The organism is Enterobacter cloacae complex sp. FDA-CDC-AR_0132, assembly GCF_003010695.1.
GTDB classification, from domain to species: Bacteria; Pseudomonadota; Gammaproteobacteria; order Enterobacterales; family Enterobacteriaceae; genus Enterobacter; species Enterobacter ludwigii.
The window spans coordinates 328720-348578 of record NZ_CP027618.1 but is presented as its reverse complement, the minus strand read 5'-3'; the positions used below and the strand labels follow the sequence as shown (position 1 = coordinate 348578).

The following is a 19859-nucleotide window of genomic DNA, read 5'->3' as shown; positions in this document are numbered from 1 at the left end:
TTAGGGAGATTTGATGGCTTATTCAGTACAGAAGTCGCGCCTGGCGAAGGTTGCGAGTGTTTCGCTTGTTATGCTGCTCGCTGCCTGTAGTTCAGACTCGCGCTACAAGCGCCAGGTGAGCGGTGATGAATCCTATCTGGATGCGACCCCGCTTGCTGAACTTCACGCACCGGCTGGTATGATCCTGCCGATTCAGAACGGCGATTACAATATTCCCGTGACCAACGGCAGCGGCCTGGTCGGTAAAGCGCTCGATATTCGTCCGCCAGCACAGCCTCTGGCGCTGGTGAGCGGGGCGCGTACCCAGTTCACCGGTGATACGGCGTCGCTGCTGGTTGAAAGCGCCCGCGGTACCACCCTGTGGCCGCAGGTTGTGAGCGTCATTCAGGCGAAGAACTACACCATCGATAAACGCGATGATGCCAGCCAGACCTTAACCACCGACTGGATCGAGTGGAACCGTCTGGACGAAGATCAGCAGTACCGTGGGCGTTATCAAGTCTCCGTTAAACCTCAGGGTTATCAGCAGGCGGTTACCGTTAAGCTGTTGAACCTGGAGCAGGCGGGTAAACCGGTTGCGGATGCCGCATCAATGCAGCGTTATAGCACTGAAATGCTGAACGTGATTGCCGCGGGTCTGGATAAGAACGCCAGCGACGCCGCTAACGCAGCGCAGAGCCGCAACGGCGCGACGTTTGACGTTCAGAGCGGTGCGGATGACACCGGTCTGCCAATGCTGGTTGTGCGTGCACCGTTTAACCAGACCTGGCAGCGCCTGCCAGCGACGCTGGAAAAAGTGGGCATGAAAGTGACCGACAGCACCCGTTCAACCGGTAGCATGACGGCAACCTATAAGCCGCTGTCTGACAGTGCATGGCAGGAACTGGGCGCCACCGATCCACAGCTGGCTTCCGGCGACTACAAGATTCAAGTAGGTGACCTCGATAACCGCAGCAGTCTGCAGTTTATCGATCCGAAAGGCCACACGCTGACCCAGTTGCAGAACGATGCGCTGGTGGCCGTCTTCCAGGCTGCATTCAGCAAATAAATACGAGGGCTGGTTAATCCAGCCCTTTTTATTTTCGTGCTACGCAAACGTGTGCGTGGCATAATATCCCCAGTTTTGAACACCAATCATCACACCAGGAGTAATGAAGATGCAGAAGCAAGCTGAGTTGTATCGTGGCAAAGCGAAGACCGTATACAGCACGGAAAACCCGGATCTGTTGGTGCTCGAGTTCCGCAATGATACGTCAGCAGGGGATGGCGCACGCATTGAGCAGTTCGATCGTAAAGGCATGGTGAACAACAAGTTCAACCACTTCATTATGACCAAACTGGCCGAAGCGGGTATCCCGACCCAAATGGAAGCGCTGTTGTCCGATACGGAATGTCTGGTGAAAAAACTGGATATGGTTCCGGTTGAGTGCGTCATTCGTAACCGCGCAGCAGGCTCCCTGGTGAAGCGTCTTGGTATTGAAGAAGGTATTGAGCTGAATCCACCGCTTTTTGACCTGTTCCTGAAAAACGATGCCATGCACGATCCGATGGTCAATGACTCTTACTGCGAAACCTTCGGCTGGGTGAATAAAGAGAACCTGGCGCGCATGAAAGAACTGACCTACAAAGCCAACGACGTGCTGAAAAAACTGTTTGATGACGCGGGTCTGATCCTCGTCGACTTCAAGCTGGAGTTCGGCCTGTTCAAAGGCGAAGTGGTTCTGGGTGATGAGTTCTCTCCGGACGGCAGCCGTCTGTGGGATAAAGAAACGCTGGATAAAATGGACAAAGACCGTTTCCGTCAGAGCCTGGGTGGCCTGATTGAAGCGTACGAAGCGGTTGCTCACCGTTTAGGCGTTAAGCTCGACTAACTCCCTCATCGCCAAAGGATATGTATATCCTTTGGCGTCTTACCCTTGTTTCCTATGGTAATCTTGCCGTTAACCGCCTACGATCATAGCTATTATTAATGGAATAGTTCGAGGTGGTTATGCGCTGGCAAGGGCGTCGTGAAAGTGACAATGTAGAAGACAGGCGCAGCGATAGCGGCGGCGGTCCTTCAATGGGTGGGCCTGGCTTCCGGTTACCCAGCGGAAAGGGCGGGATTATTCTGCTGATTGTGGTACTGGTCGCGGGGTACTACGGTGTCGATCTGACCGGTTTAATGACCGGCCAGCCTCTGCAGCAACAGCAGCATTCTGAGCGCTCAATCAGCCCGAACGAGGATGAAGCGGCCAAATTTACCTCCGTTATTCTCGCCACCACAGAAGAAACCTGGGGTCAGCTGTTCGAGAAAATGGGGCGTACCTATCAGCAACCCAAGCTGGTGATGTACCGTGGCGCCACCCGTACCGGATGCGGCACCGGACAGTCGGTGATGGGGCCGTTCTACTGTCCGGCAGACAGCACCGTCTATATCGATCTCTCTTTCTATGATGACATGAAACGCAAGCTTGGCGCTGACGGCGATTTTGCCCAGGGCTACGTCATTGCGCATGAAGTCGGGCACCATGTGCAAAAACTGCTGGGGATAGAACCCAAAGTACGCCAGCTTCAGCAAAACGCCTCTCAGGCTGAGGTAAACCGTCTTTCCGTACGCATGGAACTGCAGGCGGACTGCTTCGCGGGCGTCTGGGGGCACAATATGCAGCAGCAGGGCGTACTGGAATCCGGTGACCTGGAAGAGGCGCTCAATGCCGCGCAGGCTATCGGTGACGATCGTCTTCAGCAGCAGAGCCAGGGCCGCGTCGTGCCGGACAGCTTTACTCACGGCACGTCACAACAACGATACAGCTGGTTCAAACGCGGTTTCGACAGCGGTGACCCGGCGCAGTGTAATACCTTCGGCAAAGCCATGTAATGGTGGCGTTTGAACATCTGATTCGCGAGCTTGAGCACAAAGGTCATCGTCAGCTGGTGGTGCTCAGCGGCGATGAGCAGTGGACATTCACGCAGGCATCAGCCCTGCGTGATGCCTTGCCCGGAGACTGGCTGTGGCTGGCGGATAACGCGTCCAGAGCCATCAGCGGGCTGCTGGGACGCGAGTTCCGGCACGCAATTTTTGATGCCCGCGCCGGGTTTGACGTCTCAGCCTTTGCGGCCCTGAGCGGGACGCTGCGTGCCGGTAGCCTTCTGGTGCTGCTGGTACCGCCCCCTGACGTGTGGGCGGAACAACCTGACAGCGATTCCCTGCGCTGGAGTGACAGCGCCGAACCCATCGCCACGCCAAATTTTATTCACCACTTTTGCCGGACGATTGCCGAGGATCCTGAGGCGATAGTCTGGCTTCAGCACCAGCCTTTATCGCTTCCCGCACGATCCGACGCCCCTGACTGGCAGCCCGCCAGCGGTGCGCCGCAGCGCGAGCAGGCTGAGATCCTGGCAGCACTCCTGGCCATGAAACGCGGCGTTGTGGCCGTTACGGCCCCGCGCGGACGCGGGAAGTCTGCGCTGGCGGGAATGCTGCTGAGCCGCACGCAGGGCAGTGCCATTGTCACCGCGCCATCAAAAGGGGCGACGGAGGTTATCGCCCGTTTTGCCGGCGAACGTTTTCACTTTATGGCCCCGGACGCGCTGCTGGCCTCTGAAGAGCAGGCCGACTGGCTGATTGTCGACGAAGCCGCCGCTATCCCCGGACCGCTGCTTGAAAAGCTGGTCGACCGTTTCCCGTGCGTCCTGCTGACCACAACGGTGCAGGGTTACGAAGGAACAGGAAGAGGCTTTCTGCTTAAGTTCTGTAGCCGGTTCAGCGGGTTGCAGCGGTATACCTTATCAACCCCGGTACGCTGGGCTGCAGGATGTCCTCTTGAGCGGGTCGTCGCCAGCGCACTGCTGTTTGACGATACGCTTATCGATCGCAGCCCAACAGGCGCCATACAGTTGATCTCTCTGGCTCCGGAAGCCTGGGCGAGCAACCCGGCGCTGGCGGCGAGTGTGTATGAGCTGCTTTGTGCGGCACATTACCGCACCTCACCGCTTGATTTACGCCGCATGATGGACGCGCCCGGCCAGCACTTCGCCGTCGCCCAAACGGACTCTGTCATTGCCGGGGCGCTCTGGCTGGTGGAAGAGGGGGGATTAACGGCACAGCTCAGCCGTGCCGTCTGGGCGGGGTTCCGCCGTCCTCGCGGGAACCTGGTGGCGCAGTCCCTTGCCGCGCATGGCGGCTCCCCGCTGGCGGCGACGCTCAAAGGCCGACGGGTGACCCGAATAGCGGTACATCCTCGTCGTCAACGGGAAGGCATCGGACAGGCACTGATCCGCAACGCAAGCGGCGAGGATTACCTGTCGGTGAGCTTTGGCTATACCGATGAACTGTGGCGTTTCTGGCAGCGATGCGGCTTTGTGCTGGTGCGCATGGGCAGCCATCGCGAAGCCAGCAGCGGCTGTTATACCGCAATGGCCTTGCTGCCCCTCAGCGACGCGGGGCGACAGCTGTGTGAGCAGGCGCATCAGCGACTGCGCCGCGATGCGCGCGTGTTATCGGCCCTGAACGGTGAAAAGATCCCGGTGGACGATGGCTGGGAGGCTACCCTTAATAGTGACGACTGGCTGGAGCTGGCGGGCTTTGCCTTTGCCCACCGCGCGTTTTCTACCTCCGTCGCGGCGTTAACACGGTTGCTGCTAAGCGTGGACATGCCGCTGCCCGCCCTGCGCGGGAAAGTGGAGGCGAGAAGTGATGACGCCCGGCTCAGCGCTGAACTGCTTCTTTCGGGGCGAAAAGCGTTACTGGCCAGGCTTCGCAGTGAAACGGCGCAAGCGCTTGAAAGCCTTGAACCTGCACGCTGTCAGCAGCTGAAAGACGACATTTTGCAATGGCAATTTTTTCAATGACTTCTTCAGTAAAGTGGCATGGTTATTCCTCCTGAGAGGCGTAGAATCCAGGCCATCAAATAAGGAGACCGTCATGAAACACGATCATTTTGTTGTTCAAAGCCCTGATAAACCGGCTAAACAGTTACTGCTTCTGTTTCATGGTGTTGGCGATAACGCCGTCAATATGGGCCAGATTGGCAGCTGGTTTGCCCCGATATTTCCGCAGGCGCTGATTGTCAGTATTGGCGGACTGGAGCCGTGTGGTCCGAACGGACGGCAGTGGTTCTCCGTTCAGGGCGTAACGGAAGAGAACCGTCAGGCACGTATTGACGCCGTCATGCCTGTCTTTATCGACACCGTGCGTTACTGGCAGCAGCAGAGCGGCGTTGGTGCCGATGCGACCGCGCTGATTGGCTTTTCGCAGGGGTCTATCATGTCCCTGGAGAGCGTAAAAGCGCAGCCAGGTCTGGTGTCGCGTGTGATTGCTTTTAACGGTCGCTTTGCGACGTTACCGCAACGTGCGACGACGCAGACCACGATCCATCTGATCCACGGTGGTGAAGACCGTGTGATTGAACTTTCGCATGCGGTTGCCGCGCAGGAAGCACTGATCCGCGAAGGCGGGGATGTGACGCTGGATATTGTAGACGATCTGGGGCACGCGATTGATGACCGCAGCATGCAGTTTGCGCTCGATCATCTGCGTTATACCGTACCGAAGCACTACTTTGATGAAGCGCTCAGCGGCGGCAAGCCAAATGACGATGATATCGTCGAGTTTATGTGATGTAGCCCCCTCTCCCACAGGAGAGGGGACAGAGAATCACTTCTTCTGGTCTTTCTTCGGCCAGTCGTCATCATCGTCCCACTTATCGTTAAAATCACGATGCGGTGGAAGATCCGGTTTGTTGGCGAGAAACTTTTTGTGATCAACGCGCTTAAGATCTTTAATGACGTTAAGTAACACGCCGACCAGAAACACTAACACCAGAATCCACCAGTACTTTGAAAGCCAGTCCATTCGCTATTCCTCTCAGAGCGTTCGTCAGGCGACGAGTTGCTCCATAATTCGTTGATACATACGGGCCAGCAGCTGCAAATCAGCAGCATTCACACATTCATTTATTTTATGAATGGTTGCGTTCACCGGCCCCAGTTCGACAACCTGGGCCCCCATCCGGGCAATAAAGCGTCCGTCTGAGGTGCCACCTGTCGTCAGCAGTTGTGGCTTAATTTCATTATAGTGCTCGATGGCGTTCACTACCGCATCCACCAGTTTGCCGCGCTGGGTCAGGAACGGCTGGCCGGAAAGCCACCAGTCCACGGTGTAACGCAGATTATATTTTTCCAGCAGCGCGATAACGCGCGCTTTGATCATCTCATCGGTCAGTTCAGTGCTGAAGCGGAAGTTAAACTGGACAAAGAAATCACCCGGGATCACGTTGTTGCTGCCGGTACCGGCCTTCAGGTTTGCAATCTGCATGCTGGTCGGCGGGAAGAACTCATTGCCTTTGTCCCACTCAATGGTCACCAGTTCGTTCAGCATCGGTGCCGCGCGATGGACCGGGTTATCGGCCAGGTGTGGATAGGCAACGTGCCCCTGAACGCCATGAAGGGTCAAATTGCAGGTCAGCGAACCACGGCGACCATTTTTGACGACGTCTCCCACCACTTCCGTACTGGACGGCTCACCAACCAGGCAGTAGTCGAGACGCTCATTGCGGGCCATCAGCGCCTCAACGACCTTCACGGTGCCGTTGTGGGCGCTGGCTTCTTCGTCAGAGGTGATCAGAAACGCGAGGCGGTTTCTGTGGTTCGGATGTTGGGCAACGAAGCGCTCTGCCGCCACGACCATCGCCGCCAGCGAGCCTTTCATGTCTGCCGCACCGCGCCCGAACAACATGCCATCGCGGATGGTCGGTTCAAACGGCGGGTTGATCCAGCGATCCGCATCACCTGCGGGAACGACGTCGGTATGTCCGGCAAAGGCCAGCGTTTCGCCCTGACCGCGCCACGCCCAGAAGTTCTGGGTGTCGCCAACGTCCATGCGTTCAACGGTGAAACCGATGGCACGCAGGCGCTCAATCATTAATGCCTGACAACCTGCGTCGTCCGGGCTAAGGGAGGGACGGCGAATAAGCTGCTGAGTCAGCTCAATGACCGGGCATGACATAAACTACACCTCAACGAAAAAAGTCGGAATAAAGGGTTTCACTGAAACCCAGCAGCATAGGCTGCCCGGGCGCGCAGAGCAATGGGCGTTTGATGATTGCCGGCATTTCGAGCATCAGTTTGGCGGCACTGTCGGCGTCGTTGATGCCAGCCCGGACGGCTTCATCCAGTTTACGCCAGGTGGTACCACGGGTATTCAGCAGCGCCTCCCAACCCAGTTCCTTGATAGCGGTATGCAGAAATTCTGCATCAAGCCCGTCAACGCGATAGTCATGGAAACGGTACTCCACGTTGTTCGCTTCCAGCCAGCGGCGTGCTTTTTTGATGGTGTCGCAATTTTTAATGCCGTACATCACAACCATGGTGAATCCTTTTGTTCTTATGATGATTAAATGTTCAGTAATTTCGAAGATATATCCTTAAGTGGAATATAACACATTCAGGAATTGTCTTGATTTACACTTCTTCTTAATTCAACTCACAACTGTACGCTGAATATTCTTTCATCATTTAAGCATAGATGTCCATAAGACCGAAAATGCTAATGAACTCAGGCGGTAATTTAAATCTCACCTGCCTGTATGGTTATTTCAAAATATTGCTGAGCGTCACACAAAATTTAAGGCCCTGCGTTCATATTTATCATAAATCCCTGACAGTAGCGGGGTACAATCACAGCGATAGGTTAGACGGTCTTCACAATGATGATACGTTTTCGTAGAATGCGCATAATAATAAGAGAGGTAGTTATGATTGAACGTGAACTGGGGAACTGGAAAGATTTTATCGAAGGCATGCTTCGTAAATGACATTCAGTAAGAATTGCAAGAGCACTTAAATAAGTAAAATAACCATAGTGTGAATTAATCACACACCCTAAAAGGCGGCCCTGAGAGCCGCCTTTTTTATTACGTACTGTTATTCAGGACGTTCCTTCAGCGGGAAGCGGCGACGCACCAGCACAAAGAACAGCGGTACAAAATAAATGGCCAGGACGGTTGCCGAAATCATTCCTCCCATCACCCCTGTACCTACCGCATGCTGGCTGCTGGAGCCCGCACCGGTGCTGGTTGCCATCGGTAATACCCCAAAGACAAATGCCAGCGACGTCATCAGGATCGGACGCAAGCGCTGACGGCAGGCGTGCAGTGTGGCCGCCATCAGCTCGTGGCCTTTGGCATTCATCTCGTTGGCAAACTCAACAATCAGGATCGCGTTTTTCGCCGACAGGCCGATCACGGTGAGCAGCCCAACCTGGAAGTACACATCATTCTCCAGACCGCGCATCCAGGTCGCCAGCAGCGCACCGATGACGCCAAGCGGCACCACCAGCATGACCGAGAATGGAACGGACCAGCTTTCATACAGCGCGGCAAGACAGAGGAAGACCACCAGCAGGGAAAGCGCGTAAAGCGCAGGCGCCTGTGCCCCGGAGAGCCGCTCCTGATAAGACATCGCCGTCCACTCCAGCCCAAACCCGGCAGGCAGCTGTTGCACCAGTTTCTCCATGGTGTCCATGGCGGTACCGGTACTGACGCCCGGCGCAGCTTCACCGACGATTTCTACCGCCGAATAGCCGTTATAGCGTTCCAGACGCGGCGAACCACTCTCCCAGTGCGACGAGGCGAACGCCGAGAACGGCACCATCCCGCCTGCGTTATTACGAACAAACCAGCGGTTAATATCATTCGGCAACATACGGAACGGCGCGGCGGACTGGACATACACTTTTTTCACACGCCCACGATCCATAAAGTCATTCACATAGCTTGAGCCCCAGGCCGTCTGCAGGGTGTCGTTAATGTCGTCGATGGAAACACCCAGAGCCTGCGCCTTACGCTGATCAATATCCACCTGCAGCTGCGGGCTGTCATCCAGGCCGTTATGACGAACGCGGGTCAGGTCAGCGTCTTTGCCCGCCAGCGCTAACAGCTTATCGCGCGCCGCCATCAGCGCCGTGTGGCCTGCACCGGCGTGATCCTGCAGCTCCATGTCAAACCCGGCAGAACTGCCCAGCCCGCTAATGGCCGGTGGGCTGCTGGCAAAGACGCGCGCTTCGTTGATCTTCGTAAACGCGTGGGTGGCGCGTTCAATGATGGCCGACGCGGTCCCTGTTTTTGTGTCGCGCTCGTCCCAGTCCTTCAGGCGTACAAACATACGGGCGACGTTCTGCCCGTTACCGCCCGGGCCAGAGCCCACGGTGGAGAAGACCGACACCACATTATCTTTCTCTTGGGTAAAGAAGTACTGTTCGACTTTTTCGACCACTTTCAGCGTCTGCTGCTGCGTCGCGCCGCTCGGAAGTTGCACGGAGGTGGTGAACATTCCCCGGTCCTCCATTGGCAGGAACGAGGTAGGCAGATGCAGGAACAGCCAGACCATTCCACCCAGCAGCACTACGTAAATCAGCATCCAGCGCAGGCTGCGGTGCAGCACTTTACCGACGGCGGATTCATAACGTGCGGCATTGCGGTTAAACATGCGGTTAAACCAGCCGAAGAACCCTTTCTGACCATGCTGCTCGCCTTTGTGCAAAGGCTTAAGAAGGGTAGAGCAGAGCGCAGGGGTCAGGATCAGCGCCACCAGTACCGAAAGCACCATTGCCGAGACGATGGTTATCGAGAACTGGCGGTAAATGGCACCGGTTGTGCCACCAAAGAAGGCCATCGGGATAAAGACCGCCGAAAGCACCATGGCGATGCCGACTAACGCGCCCTGTATTTGCCCCATCGATTTACGCGTGGCCTGGCGCGGGGAAAGACCTTCCTCGCTCATGATGCGCTCGACGTTTTCAACCACCACGATGGCGTCATCCACCAGAAGGCCAATTGCCAGCACCATTGCAAACATCGTCAGCGTGTTGATGCTGTAGCCAAACGCGTAAAGCACCGCGAAGGTGCCCAGCAGGACCACGGGGACGGCTATGGTCGGGATCAGCGTCGCCCGGAAGTTTTGCAGGAACAGGTACATGACCAGGAAGACCAGCGCGATGGCTTCCAGCAGGGTCTTCACCACATCCTCAATCGACGCTTTAACGAAGGAGGTGGTTTCGTAGGCGACTTTGTATTCAAGGCCGTGAGGGAAATAGTTCGACAGCTCGTCCAGGCGGTCTAACACCAGTTTCGCCGTCGCCATTTCATTTGCGCCGGAGGCCAGTTTAATCCCCAGGCCGGAGGCGGGATTACCGTTAAAGCGGCTCAGGTAGTCGTACTTTTCCGCGCCCATTTCCACCGTGGCGACATCGCCCAGCCGCACTTCTGAACCGTCCTGATTCACGCGCAGGGTGATGTTGCGGAACTGGTCCGGAGTCTGAAGCAGCGATTGCGAGTTAATGGTGGCATTCAGGGCTTGTTTTTCGACGGAAGGCGTTCCTCCCAACTGCCCTACGGCAATCTGGGCGTTCTGCGACTTGATGGCGTCCGTCACGTCAGTCGCCGTCATCTGGAAGCTGTTCAGCTTGTCAGGATCGAGCCAGATGCGCATTGAATATTGTGACCCGTAGGCGTCGATATCCCCTACGCCGTTAATACGGCTGAGCGGGTCCTGAATGTTACTGGCAACGTAGTCCGCAATATCCTGCTTATCCATGGAACCATCGGTGGAGACAAACGCGATGGTCAAAATATTGGTATCCCCCGTTTTACGTACGGTAACGCCCTGATTTTGCACTGCCTGCGGCAGTTTTCGCATGGCTGACTGCAGCTGATTTTGTACCTGCTGCACCGCTTCGTCCGGGTCAGTCCCGGCCGTAAAGCTCAGGGTCACCGTCGCCTGGCCCGTGGCGCTGCTTTGTGAGGACATGTACATCAGGTTATCCAGACCCGTCATGTTCTGCTCGATAACCTGCGTCACGGTATTTTCCAGCGTCTGTGCCGAGGCGCCGGGATAGTTTGCTGTGACACGCACGTTAGGAGGTGCCAGATCGGGGTATTGCTCAACGGGAAGTGAAGTAATGGCCAGGACACCTGTCAGACACAACAGAATGGCAAGTACCCAGGCAAAAATGGGGCGATCGATGAAAAAATTCGCCATGAAAAATTGACCTCGTTTTGCTGCACGTCATTATTGTTTATTGCCCGCACCACTTTAGCGGCAAGACGAAGACCAAACGTGGAGAAATAAAGGAGATAATGTAAATTATCATGCGCGTTTCTCTGCGCTGCCCCCTTTACGGTTATTTACCTGTTAACGCCAGCGACGAAGGGAATGTCACGCTCACCTGCGTTCCCCCATTTTGTGGCTGCGAAAAGTGCAGGGTACCGCCGAGCCGTTCCGCGCGTTCACGCATAATATTCAGCCCGTAATGTCCCGGCGGCTCGCTGGCTTCGCCAATCCCGATGCCATTGTCGCGAATGCTCACGCTGTGCGTGCCGTCCACGGCGGTGATACAGCTTACGGTGATCTCGCTGGCCTGCGCGTGCTTGATTGCGTTCAACACCGCTTCACGCACGATCTGCAGCAGATGCACCTGCTTTTGTGCGTCAAGGGCCAGCGAGGAGAGGCGACAGTCAAGATGCAGCTTTGCCTGCGTCTGGCTCTGCAGGCCGTCGAGTGACTCCTGAAGGGCTGCCGGCAGGTTAGCGTGGTTGAGCGTCAGGCGGAAGGTGGTGAGCAGCTCGCGAAGCTGATGCCAGGCATTGTTAAGCTCGCGGGAGAAGTCGGTGATGATGGTCTGCGCCGGGGCATTCTCTTGCGGTACGGCACGCTTAAGCAGCGCAAGCTGGATCCGCAGATACGACAACACCTGCGCGAGGGAATCATGCAGTTCGCGGGCAATCGTCGCGCGCTCTTCCATCAGCAGCAACTGCTGGTAATGCTTTTGTGCCTGGTTGAAGTAAAGCCCGCGCCCGAGCATTGTCGCCACGCTTCTCATCAGCGGAAGCGGGACGCTGTCCGTCTCGCTCTGCCAGCGCAGCTCGCCGTAGAGCGTGTCCTGCATCAGCACCGGCAGGTTTTGCAGCGGCATGTCGACTGCCTCACTCCCTTCACACAGACGCCAGTCGTCGCTGGTCCGTAACTCCAGATAATTCATCCGGGTGTATTCATGGACGATTTGCAATATATGCCGGAAACAGTGGCTGTCTATCTGTCCGGTGTTGAGCGCCTGCGAACATTTGAACAGCATTTCGAGCTGCTGGTGCGCCTCGTTCAGGTGCCGGGTCTTTTCCGCAACTGAATCTTCAAGCGAGCGATAGAGGGTATGTAACTCCGCCGACATATGGTTAAAGGCCCGGGACAGCTGACCGAGTTCATTCGGCAAAGCGGTATCCGGTGCCGGGGTATCAAATTGTCCCCGTTCAACGCGTTCGCTTGCGGCGACCAGATTGTTGAGCGGCAAGACCACCTGACGACGGATGCCTCGCAGGGTAAACACCGTCAGCAGCAGGATCCCCAGCGCGCCAGCCAGAGAGAGCAGGGTCACCGTCTGAATTTTATGTTCGGTATAGTGCTGAAGGGCGAGCACAAAGGCATCAATGCGGCCAACAAAATCTTCGATATGGGTTTGATACCACACGAGATCGCCGTGGGCGATGTGCGTATCCATCTCCTGCCAGGCCAGATGCAGCTGCTGGTAGCGCTGTTTGACATCGTCCGGCACGTACCAGCGGTTCAGCTTTTGGAGTGCAGGTGCGCTCAGGGTGTGTTGCCAGTGTTGGCGATGCTGTGTCAGGGAAGGGCTGTTGCGCTGCATCTCATAGCCCAGCCGGTAACTCTGCATACGCAGTGAACCCGCAATATTGATGGCTTCGGCGTCACGCTGGCTGCTGGCAAGCGTGAGCAGCGCGACGGTGCTGGTCAGAACGGATAACACAATCATCGAAAAGAAAGCCCAGGCCAGGCTTGCGGAAACAGGGCGTTTAACGGTCACAGAACGGCTTCCTGAATAAAATTGATCTGCCACAGGTTCACTGGAAATAGTTTGGCATTCCGGGCAATTGAACATTGCCTGACGACGCTGTGATGAGTAAATACCATATTCATACAAAGAATAAGGTTATTGAACCAAAAACAGGTGTCGTTATGAATCGTTTTATTATGGCTAACAGCCAGCAATGTATTGGGTGCCACGCCTGCGAAGTTGCCTGCGTAATGGCGCATAATGATGAGCAACATGTCCTGAGCAAGCGCCATTTCCATCCCCGTATTATGGTCCTTAACTCTGGCGCGCAGAACAGCCCCGTCACCTGTCACCACTGTGAAAATGCCCCGTGTGCACTCAGTTGCCCGAACGGCGCCATCAGCAAACGCGATGACAGCGTACAGGTGAATCAACAAAAATGCATCGGTTGTAAAGCCTGCGTGGTTGCCTGTCCCTTCGGCACAATGGAGATTATCATTACGCCGCTCGACAACGGCAGTGCAAAAGCCTCGGCGTATAAATGCGATCTCTGCCTGACCCGCCCGCAGGGCCCGGCCTGTATCGAAAATTGCCCGGCAGATGTGCTGACGCTGGCGACGCCTGACGTGCTGGATAACCTGGCAAAATCGCGCCGTCAGCGCACCGCCAGGCTGAAGGCGCAGCCCTGGCACAGTGAGGCAGTCAGCGAGGAGACAGCACCCACCAAACTGCAGCAGATGCACAACACACCGCCACGCGGCGAGCCCGACAAACTGGCTGCCGAAGAGCGGGTTGGCCATTTCAATGAAATATACCTGCCGTTTCGGACCGAACAGGCCAGACGCGAGGCATCGCGCTGCCTGAAATGCGGAGAGCACAGCATATGTGAATAGACCTGCCCGCTGCACAACCACATTCCGCAGTGGATTGAACGGATTAACGCCGGTGACATCCTCGGCGCGGTCGAACTTTCTCATCAGACCAACTGTTTACCTGAAATTACCGGCCGGGTCTGCCCGCAGGACAGGTTATGTGAAGGTGCCTGCACCGTGCGCGATGCGTCAGGGTCGGTGACCATTGGCAACCTCGAGCGCTACATCTCTGACCAGGCGCTGGCGTTGGGCTGGCGACCGGATATGTCTGGCGTTTCTTCGGTGGGAAAACGCGTCGCGATTATCGGCGCGGGGCCTGCCGGACTGGCATGCGCGGATGTGCTGGTGCGCAGCGGAGTGAGCGTGACGGTCTATGACAGGCATCCCGAAATCGGCGGCTTGCTGACCTTCGGCATTCCGGCCTTTAAGCTGGATAAATCCCTGCTCGCACGACGCAGAGAGATTTTTACTGCGATGGGGGTTCACTTCGAGCTGAACTGCGACGTGGGCAGCGATGTGTCGTTGTCTCAGTTGCAAACAGATTACGACGCCCTGTTCATTGGCGTGGGAACCTATCGTTCGATGAAAGCAGGCATCCCCCATGAAGATGCGCCGGGCGTCTACGATGCGCTGCCGTTCCTGGTGGGGAACACGCGCCACGTCATGGGGCTGGACGCGACGGCCAACGAACCGTTTATCGACACCCGTGGGCTTAACGTGGTGGTGCTGGGCGGGGGCGATACCGCAATGGACTGCGTGCGCACCGCGTTACGTCACGGCGCGGCAAAAGTCACCTGCGCCTATCGCCGGGATGAAGCCAATATGCCGGGCTCGAAAAAAGAGGTGAAGAATGCGAAAGAAGAGGGAGCCGCATTTGAATTTAACGTCCAGCCCGTTGAATTGACCCTTGCTGCTGACGGCAAGGTTAACGGCATCCGGATGCTGCGCACCCGGATGGGAGAGCCGGATGCGCAGGGGCGTCGTCGGCCCGTCCCGGTGGAGGGCAGCGAGTTTGTCATGCCAGCCGATGCGGTGATTATGGCTTTTGGTTTTAACCCACATGCCATGCCCTGGCTGGAGAGTCAGGGCGTCAACACCGATGACTGGGGGCGAATCATTGCCTCGGTGGAAAGCCGCTATCGTTACCAGACGTCTAACCCGCAAATTTTCGCCGGCGGTGATGCGGTGCGCGGCGCTGATCTGGTGGTGACGGCGATGGCGGAAGGGCGTCATGCGGCGCGGGGGATCCTCGACTGGCTTGAGGTCAGTGTGCCGAAAACGCACTAAACCAGGCGGGCGACAAAGCGGGTTTCACGGCGTACTATAGGAAGACTCATTGTGTCGTGGAGCCCGTATGACCCTGAAAATTGACGTTATCAAAGACAAAATCCTTTCTGAAAACTACTTTGTCCTGCGTAACATCACTTACGATTTAACCCGTAATAACGGTGAAGTGATCCGCCATAAACGCGAGGTCTATGACCGCGGCAATGGCGCCACCATTTTGCTCTATAACCGTGAAAAGCAGAGTGTGGTGCTGATCCGTCAGTTCAGGGTAGCAACATGGGTCAATGGCAACCCTGACGGCAGGTTGATTGAAACCTGTGCGGGCCTGCTTGATGACGACGAGCCGGAAGTGTGCATCCGCAAAGAGGCCGTCGAAGAGACTGGCTTTGAAGTGGGAGAGGTCAAAAAGGTCTTCGAGCTGTTTATGTCTCCTGGCGGCGTGACGGAAATCGTCCACTTCTTCATCGCGGAATACAGCGATGCGCAGCGTACTCACCGCGGCGGTGGCGTGGAAGATGAAGATATTGAAGTGCTGGAGTTGCCGTTTTCCCGGGCGCTGGAGATGATGCATGCCGGGGAAATCAGGGATGGTAAAGCTGTGATATTACTACAGTATCTTCAAACGACCGGGCTGATGAACGCCTCTTTCGAACGGTGATAGAATGTATTTCGGATAAATCTATCCGATAAATCCGATTGAGCAACCCGGGCGGGAACACGAAGATACAGCCCAGTTAAGCGTTTTCGTTCCGGGATTGTGCCATTCATGCGCTATTGCGTCTCTCTTCTCTGCCTGTTTTGCGTGCTCACCTCCTCGCAGGTGTGGGCTGCGCCTGCCCAGCAATTATTTTCTGACTGGCAGGTGACCTGCAATAACCAGAATTTTTGCCTCGCACGCAATACCGGTGAACACCGGGGGCTGGTCATGACGCTCAGCCGCAGTGCCGGCGCGAAAACCGACGCTACGCTGCGTATCGATCTCGGCGGCCTTGCTGACCCTGCCGTGAAAGAAGCGGATATTGCGCCGCGGTTGTTGCTGGATAAGGTTCCTCTCAAGCTGGATCGGCAGCACTGGCAGTTAACCCCGTGGCATCTGAAAAGTGATGATGCCGCCACCATCACGGCGTTTCTGAAAAATATCCAGGAAGGAAAAGCCCTGACCTTGCGCGGCGGTGACCAGGTTATCTCCCTGAACGGCCTGAAAGCCGCGCTGTTGTTTATTGACGCGCAGCAGAAACGTGTCGGGAGTGAAACGGCCTGGATTAAAAAAGGTGACGATCCGCCGTTAAGCGTGCCGCCTGCACCCGCCTTAAAAAAGGTGGCGGTAGTCAATCCGACGCCGACGCCGCTCTCCCACGCCGAATTGAACGACCTGCTGGATTATGGCACCTGGCGGATGAACAACAGCCAGTGCTCGCTCGATCCTAACCGCCGTGAAGTGCGCGTCACCGCGTTAACCGATGAAAAAGCATTGCTGATTATTAGCTGTGAGGCGGGGGCGTATAACACGGTCGATCTGGCCTGGCTGGTATCGCGCAAAAAGCCGTTTTCGTCTCGCAGCGTAAGGCTGCGTCTGCCTTTCACCCCTGCAGACGATAGCAGTGAAATCGAATTGATGAATGCCCGCTTTGATGAGAAAACGCGCGAGCTGACGACGCTCGCGCTGGGGCGCGGTATTGGCGATTGTGGGGTCCAGACGCGCTGGCGTTTTGACGGCCAGCGTTTCCGCCTGGTGCGTTATGCAGAAGAGCCCAGCTGCGATAACTGGAATGGGCCAGATGCCTGGCCCACGTTGTGGATCACGCGCTAAATTACGCTCAGCGCCTTCTCAACCACATTCTCAACGGTAAAGCCAAAATACGGGAACAGCTTGTCGGCAGGCGCCGACTCGCCGTACCCACGCATCCCGACGATAGCGCCTTTCAGCCCGACATATTTGTACCAGTAGTCGGCGATACCCGCCTCGACGGCCACACGGGCTGCGACGTTAGAGGGCAGGACCGATTCACGGTAGGCCTCATCCTGTGCATCAAAAATGTCGGTGGACGGCAGGGATACCACGCGTACCGCATGACCTTCGGCGGTCAGTTTTTCCGCGGCCTTCACGGTAATTTCCACCTCAGAACCGGTAGCAATCAGGATGACATCCGGTTTGCCGCCGCTGTCTTTCAGGATGTACCCGCCGCGGGCGATATTTTTTACCTGCTCCGGCGTGCGTTCAATCTGGGCCAGGTTTTGCCGCGACAGAATTAATGCCGTTGGCCCCGTGTGGCGCTCAACCGCCAGCTTCCAGCCAACCGCCGCTTCGACCTGATCGCACGGACGCCAGGTGCTGAAGTTTGGCGTCAAACGCAGGCTCGCCAGCTGCTCAACGGCCTGGTGCGTGGGACCGTCTTCACCCAGACCAATCGAATCGTGGGTGTAGACCATGATCTGCCGCGCTTTCATTAATGCCGCCATACGCGCCGCGTTACGGGCATACTCAACGAACATCAGGAAGGTAGCAGTGTAGGGCACAAACCCGCCGTGATGGGCGATGCCATTGGCAATGGCGGTCATCCCGAACTCACGCACCCCGTAGTGGATATAGTTCCCGGCAATATCCTCTTTCAGCGATTTTGAGCCAGACCAGATGGTCAGGTTACTTGGAGCCAGATCCGCGGAGCCGCCCAGCAGTTCAGGCAGGAGGGGGCCGATGGCGTTGAGAGTGTTTTGCGAGGCCTTACGGGTGGCAATTTTTGCCGGGTTAGACTGCAGATTTTCAATCAGCGCCTGGGTTTTCTCTTCCCAGTCCTCCGGCAGGCCACCGCTCATGCGGCGCGAGAATTCAGAGGCCAGTTCCGGGTGGGCTTTTTGATAGGCGGCAAATTTTTCATTCCACGCGTGCTGGGCTTTTTCACCCTCTTCGCGGGCGTCCCACTCGCGGTAGATCTCTTTCGGGATCTCAAACGGTGGGTATTTCCAGCCCAGTTTCTGCCGGGTCAGCGCCACTTCTTCTTCACCCAGCGCCGCGCCGTGGGCTTCCTCTTTACCCGCTTTGTTCGGTGAGCCGAAACCGATGGTGGTGCGACAGATGATCAGGGACGGTTTGTCCTTCACGCTTTGCGCTTCCTGAATCGCTTTTTTCACCGCTTCTGGGTCGTGGCCGTCAATTTCATGCACTACGTGCCAGTGGTAGGCCTCAAACCGTTTTGCCGTGTCGTCGGTAAACCAGCCTTTGGTCTCCCCGTCGATGGAGATACCGTTGTGATCGTAAAATCCGATCAGCTTGCCCAGTCCCAGCGTGCCCGCCAGCGAACAGACTTCGTGAGAAATCCCCTCCATCAGACAGCCGTCGCCCATAAACACATAAGTGTAGTGATCGACAATCTCGTGGTCTGGCTGGTTAAACTGCGCCGCCAGCGTGCGTTCGGCAATCGCCAGCCCGACCGCGTTGGCTAACCCCTGGCCGAGCGGCCCGGTGGTGGTCTCCACACCCGGCGTATAGCCTATCTCCGGGTGGCCCGGCGTTTTTGAGTGCAGCTGGCGGAAGTTTTTTAACTCGGATAGTGGCAGGTCGTAGCCGGAAAGGTGCAGCAGGCTGTAGAGCAGCATGGAGGCGTGGCCGTTAGAGAGAATAAAACGGTCACGATCGTACCAGCTGGGGTCGTTCGGGTTGTGCTTCAGGAAATCATTCCACAGCACTTCGGCAATGTCAGCCATGCCCATGGGGGCGCCAGGGTGGCCGGAATTGGCTTTCTGCACGGCATCCATGCTGAGGGCGCGAATGGCATTGGCTAGCTCTTTACGGGACATAATTCACTCCGTGGCAAGGTTAAAGTTTGGCGGCAAGAAGATCTTCAAGTTTGCGCTGGTCGACGGCGAACAGGCGGATGCCTTCCGCCAGTTTTTCGACGGCCATTGCGTCCTGATTGTGCTCCCAGCGGAATTCCGCTTCGGTCATGGCTTTAGGTTTGGGGAGGACGGTTGATGTGGGCACCAGTTTGCGGATAACCGTTTCCTCTTTGTCCTGCAGCTCTTTAAGCAGGTTAGGGGAGATGGTCAGGCGGTCACAGCCTGCCAGGGCGAGGATCTGCTCGGTACGGCGGAAGCTGGCGCCCATCACGATGGTTTCGTAGCGGTGCTGTTTGTAATAGTCGTAGATATTACGCACCGATTTCACGCCCGGGTCCTCATCCACCACGTACGGATCCATCGGCTGTTTAGCCTGATACCAGTCATAGATTCGCCCGACGAATGGAGACACCAGGAAGACGCCGGCTTCGGCACAGGCGCGCGCCTGCGCAAAGGAGAACAGCAACGTCAGGTTGCAATGGATCCCCTCTTTTTCCAGAACTTCCGCCGCGCGGATCCCTTCCCAGGTTGAGGCCAGCTTAATCAGAATGCGCGATTTATCGATGCCCTGCTCCTGGTAGAGCTCAACCAGGCGGCGGGCTTTCGTGATGCTCTTCTCCTGGTCGAAGGAGAGGCGGGCGTCCACTTCGGTAGAGACGCGTCCCGGGATGCTTTTCAGAATTTCCGCACCGAAATTAACGGCCAGCTTGTCGCTCGCTTCGGCGACCTGCTGCTCCTGTGTTTTACCGCGCTGTTTACCGTAGTCGATAGCGTCATCAATCAGATGACTAAAATGAGCAAGACCGGCCGCTTTGAGCAGCAGCGAAGGGTTAGTGGTCGCATCTTCGGGCTGATAGTGGCGAATCGACTCGATATCACCGCTGTCGGCGACCACGGTAGTGAATTGTTTGATGCCGTCTAGTTGGTTCATAAATAATTACTCCTTGGAAATAAAAGAGTTACTCGAGTGCGTTAGTTCACACTTCTGCGAAAATCATGATGGACTTAACAAAAAAGCATAGCAGACGGGGGAGGCATTG

The 19859-nt window shown here is 56.4% G+C and carries 15 protein-coding genes and 1 pseudogene; 9 read left to right on the top strand and 7 right to left on the bottom strand.

The annotated features are described in order from the left end of the window. The first annotated feature begins 13 nt into the window (after positions 1 to 13). The 5 genes from bamC to ypfH all read left to right on the top strand — a co-directional run bounded on the left by bamC (position 14) and on the right by ypfH (position 5602). On the top strand, positions 14 to 1048 hold the full coding sequence (bamC, locus tag AM379_RS01650) for an outer membrane protein assembly factor BamC (protein WP_106503390.1): 1035 nt from the start codon (positions 14 to 16) through the stop codon (positions 1046 to 1048). Between the two features lie 109 nt (positions 1049 to 1157). Continuing rightward, on the top strand, positions 1158 to 1871 hold the full coding sequence (gene purC / locus AM379_RS01645; RefSeq protein WP_008501631.1) for a phosphoribosylaminoimidazolesuccinocarboxamide synthase: 714 nt from the start codon (positions 1158 to 1160) through the stop codon (positions 1869 to 1871). 119 nt (positions 1872 to 1990) lie between these two features. After that, positions 1991 to 2860: a KPN_02809 family neutral zinc metallopeptidase gene (gene ypfJ, locus AM379_RS01640; protein ID WP_020883068.1), complete on the top strand. Its 870-nt coding sequence runs from the start codon at positions 1991 to 1993 to the stop codon at positions 2858 to 2860. Continuing rightward, positions 2860 to 4833, top strand: coding sequence for a tRNA(Met) cytidine acetyltransferase TmcA (locus AM379_RS01635; RefSeq protein WP_106503389.1), 1974 nt, complete (start codon positions 2860 to 2862; stop codon positions 4831 to 4833). Before ypfJ ends, AM379_RS01635 begins: the two co-directional genes overlap by 1 nt. A 73-nt stretch (positions 4834 to 4906) precedes the next feature. Continuing rightward, positions 4907 to 5602, top strand: coding sequence for an esterase (gene ypfH, locus AM379_RS01630; protein WP_032678661.1), 696 nt, complete (start codon positions 4907 to 4909; stop codon positions 5600 to 5602). A gap of 36 nt (positions 5603 to 5638) precedes the next feature. Here the strand turns inward: ypfH and AM379_RS01625 are convergent, their stop codons facing one another. From AM379_RS01625 to AM379_RS01615, 3 genes are read right to left on the bottom strand one after another with little or no spacing between them, the layout of a single operon-like run. Next, entirely contained in the window at positions 5639 to 5836 is a 198-nt protein-coding gene (locus AM379_RS01625; protein ID WP_014171111.1) for a YpfN family protein, read from the bottom strand. Between the two features lie 24 nt (positions 5837 to 5860). Then, positions 5861 to 6988: a succinyl-diaminopimelate desuccinylase gene (gene dapE, locus AM379_RS01620; protein WP_014171110.1), complete on the bottom strand. Its 1128-nt coding sequence runs from the start codon at positions 6986 to 6988 to the stop codon at positions 5861 to 5863. Between the two features lie 10 nt (positions 6989 to 6998). Continuing rightward, a complete protein-coding gene (locus AM379_RS01615; protein ID WP_014171109.1) occupies positions 6999 to 7349 on the bottom strand; it encodes an ArsC family reductase in 351 nt (116 codons plus the stop codon). Positions 7350 to 7736: 387 nt separating this feature from the next. On the opposite strand from AM379_RS01615, the gene ypfM reads away from it, so the two are divergent. After that, a complete protein-coding gene (gene ypfM / locus AM379_RS01610) occupies positions 7737 to 7796 on the top strand; it encodes a protein YpfM (protein WP_015572204.1) in 60 nt (19 codons plus the stop codon). Between the two features lie 109 nt (positions 7797 to 7905). Here the strand turns inward: ypfM and acrD are convergent, their stop codons facing one another. Together acrD and narQ are read right to left on the bottom strand one after the other, a co-directional pair. Continuing rightward, positions 7906 to 11019: a multidrug efflux RND transporter permease AcrD gene (gene acrD / locus AM379_RS01605; RefSeq protein WP_020883072.1), complete on the bottom strand. Its 3114-nt coding sequence runs from the start codon at positions 11017 to 11019 to the stop codon at positions 7906 to 7908. Between the two features lie 142 nt (positions 11020 to 11161). After that, the gene (gene narQ / locus AM379_RS01600; RefSeq protein WP_032678660.1) at positions 11162 to 12856 is read right to left on the bottom strand and encodes a nitrate/nitrite two-component system sensor histidine kinase NarQ; all 1695 of its coding nucleotides are present in this window, start codon (positions 12854 to 12856) and stop codon (positions 11162 to 11164) included. 152 nt (positions 12857 to 13008) lie between these two features. Between narQ and aegA the strand changes: the two are divergent. The 3 genes and pseudogenes from aegA (at position 13009) to AM379_RS01580 (ending at position 16795) form a co-directional block, all read left to right on the top strand. Next, positions 13009 to 14985: pseudogene (gene aegA, locus AM379_RS01590) on the top strand (formate-dependent uric acid utilization protein AegA). Between the two features lie 67 nt (positions 14986 to 15052). Beyond that, positions 15053 to 15643 (top strand): GDP-mannose pyrophosphatase NudK, encoded by a 591-nt coding sequence (gene nudK / locus AM379_RS01585; protein ID WP_020883075.1) that lies wholly within the window; start codon positions 15053 to 15055, stop codon positions 15641 to 15643. Between the two features lie 108 nt (positions 15644 to 15751). Next, positions 15752 to 16795, top strand: coding sequence for a DUF1176 domain-containing protein (locus AM379_RS01580; protein WP_020883076.1), 1044 nt, complete (start codon positions 15752 to 15754; stop codon positions 16793 to 16795). Here AM379_RS01580 and tkt read toward each other — a convergent pair. Together tkt and tal are read right to left on the bottom strand one after the other, a co-directional pair. Further along, on the bottom strand, positions 16792 to 18780 hold the full coding sequence (gene tkt / locus AM379_RS01575) for a transketolase (RefSeq protein WP_106503388.1): 1989 nt from the start codon (positions 18778 to 18780) through the stop codon (positions 16792 to 16794). The genes AM379_RS01580 and tkt overlap by 4 nt on opposite strands. Before the next feature lie 19 nt (positions 18781 to 18799). Continuing rightward, complete coding sequence (gene tal / locus AM379_RS01570) at positions 18800 to 19750, bottom strand: transaldolase (protein ID WP_014171101.1); 951 nt, start codon at positions 19748 to 19750, stop codon at positions 18800 to 18802. Positions 19751 to 19859 lie beyond the last annotated feature (109 nt).

Coding starts and splice junctions, on each gene's coding strand:
- AM379_RS01635 (WP_106503389.1), top strand. CDS start 2,860: ATGGTGGCGTTTGAACATCTGATTCGCGAGCTTGAGCACAAAGGTCAT.
- tal (WP_014171101.1), bottom strand. CDS start 19,750: ATGAACCAACTAGACGGCATCAAACAATTCACTACCGTGGTCGCCGAC.
- ypfJ (WP_020883068.1), top strand. CDS start 1,991: ATGCGCTGGCAAGGGCGTCGTGAAAGTGACAATGTAGAAGACAGGCGC.
- ypfH (WP_032678661.1), top strand. CDS start 4,907: ATGAAACACGATCATTTTGTTGTTCAAAGCCCTGATAAACCGGCTAAA.
- AM379_RS01615 (WP_014171109.1), bottom strand. CDS start 7,349: ATGGTTGTGATGTACGGCATTAAAAATTGCGACACCATCAAAAAAGCA.
- dapE (WP_014171110.1), bottom strand. CDS start 6,988: ATGTCATGCCCGGTCATTGAGCTGACTCAGCAGCTTATTCGCCGTCCC.
- tkt (WP_106503388.1), bottom strand. CDS start 18,780: ATGTCCCGTAAAGAGCTAGCCAATGCCATTCGCGCCCTCAGCATGGAT.
- bamC (WP_106503390.1), top strand. CDS start 14: ATGGCTTATTCAGTACAGAAGTCGCGCCTGGCGAAGGTTGCGAGTGTT.
- acrD (WP_020883072.1), bottom strand. CDS start 11,019: ATGGCGAATTTTTTCATCGATCGCCCCATTTTTGCCTGGGTACTTGCC.
- purC (WP_008501631.1), top strand. CDS start 1,158: ATGCAGAAGCAAGCTGAGTTGTATCGTGGCAAAGCGAAGACCGTATAC.
- AM379_RS01580 (WP_020883076.1), top strand. CDS start 15,752: ATGCGCTATTGCGTCTCTCTTCTCTGCCTGTTTTGCGTGCTCACCTCC.
- AM379_RS01625 (WP_014171111.1), bottom strand. CDS start 5,836: ATGGACTGGCTTTCAAAGTACTGGTGGATTCTGGTGTTAGTGTTTCTG.
- nudK (WP_020883075.1), top strand. CDS start 15,053: ATGACCCTGAAAATTGACGTTATCAAAGACAAAATCCTTTCTGAAAAC.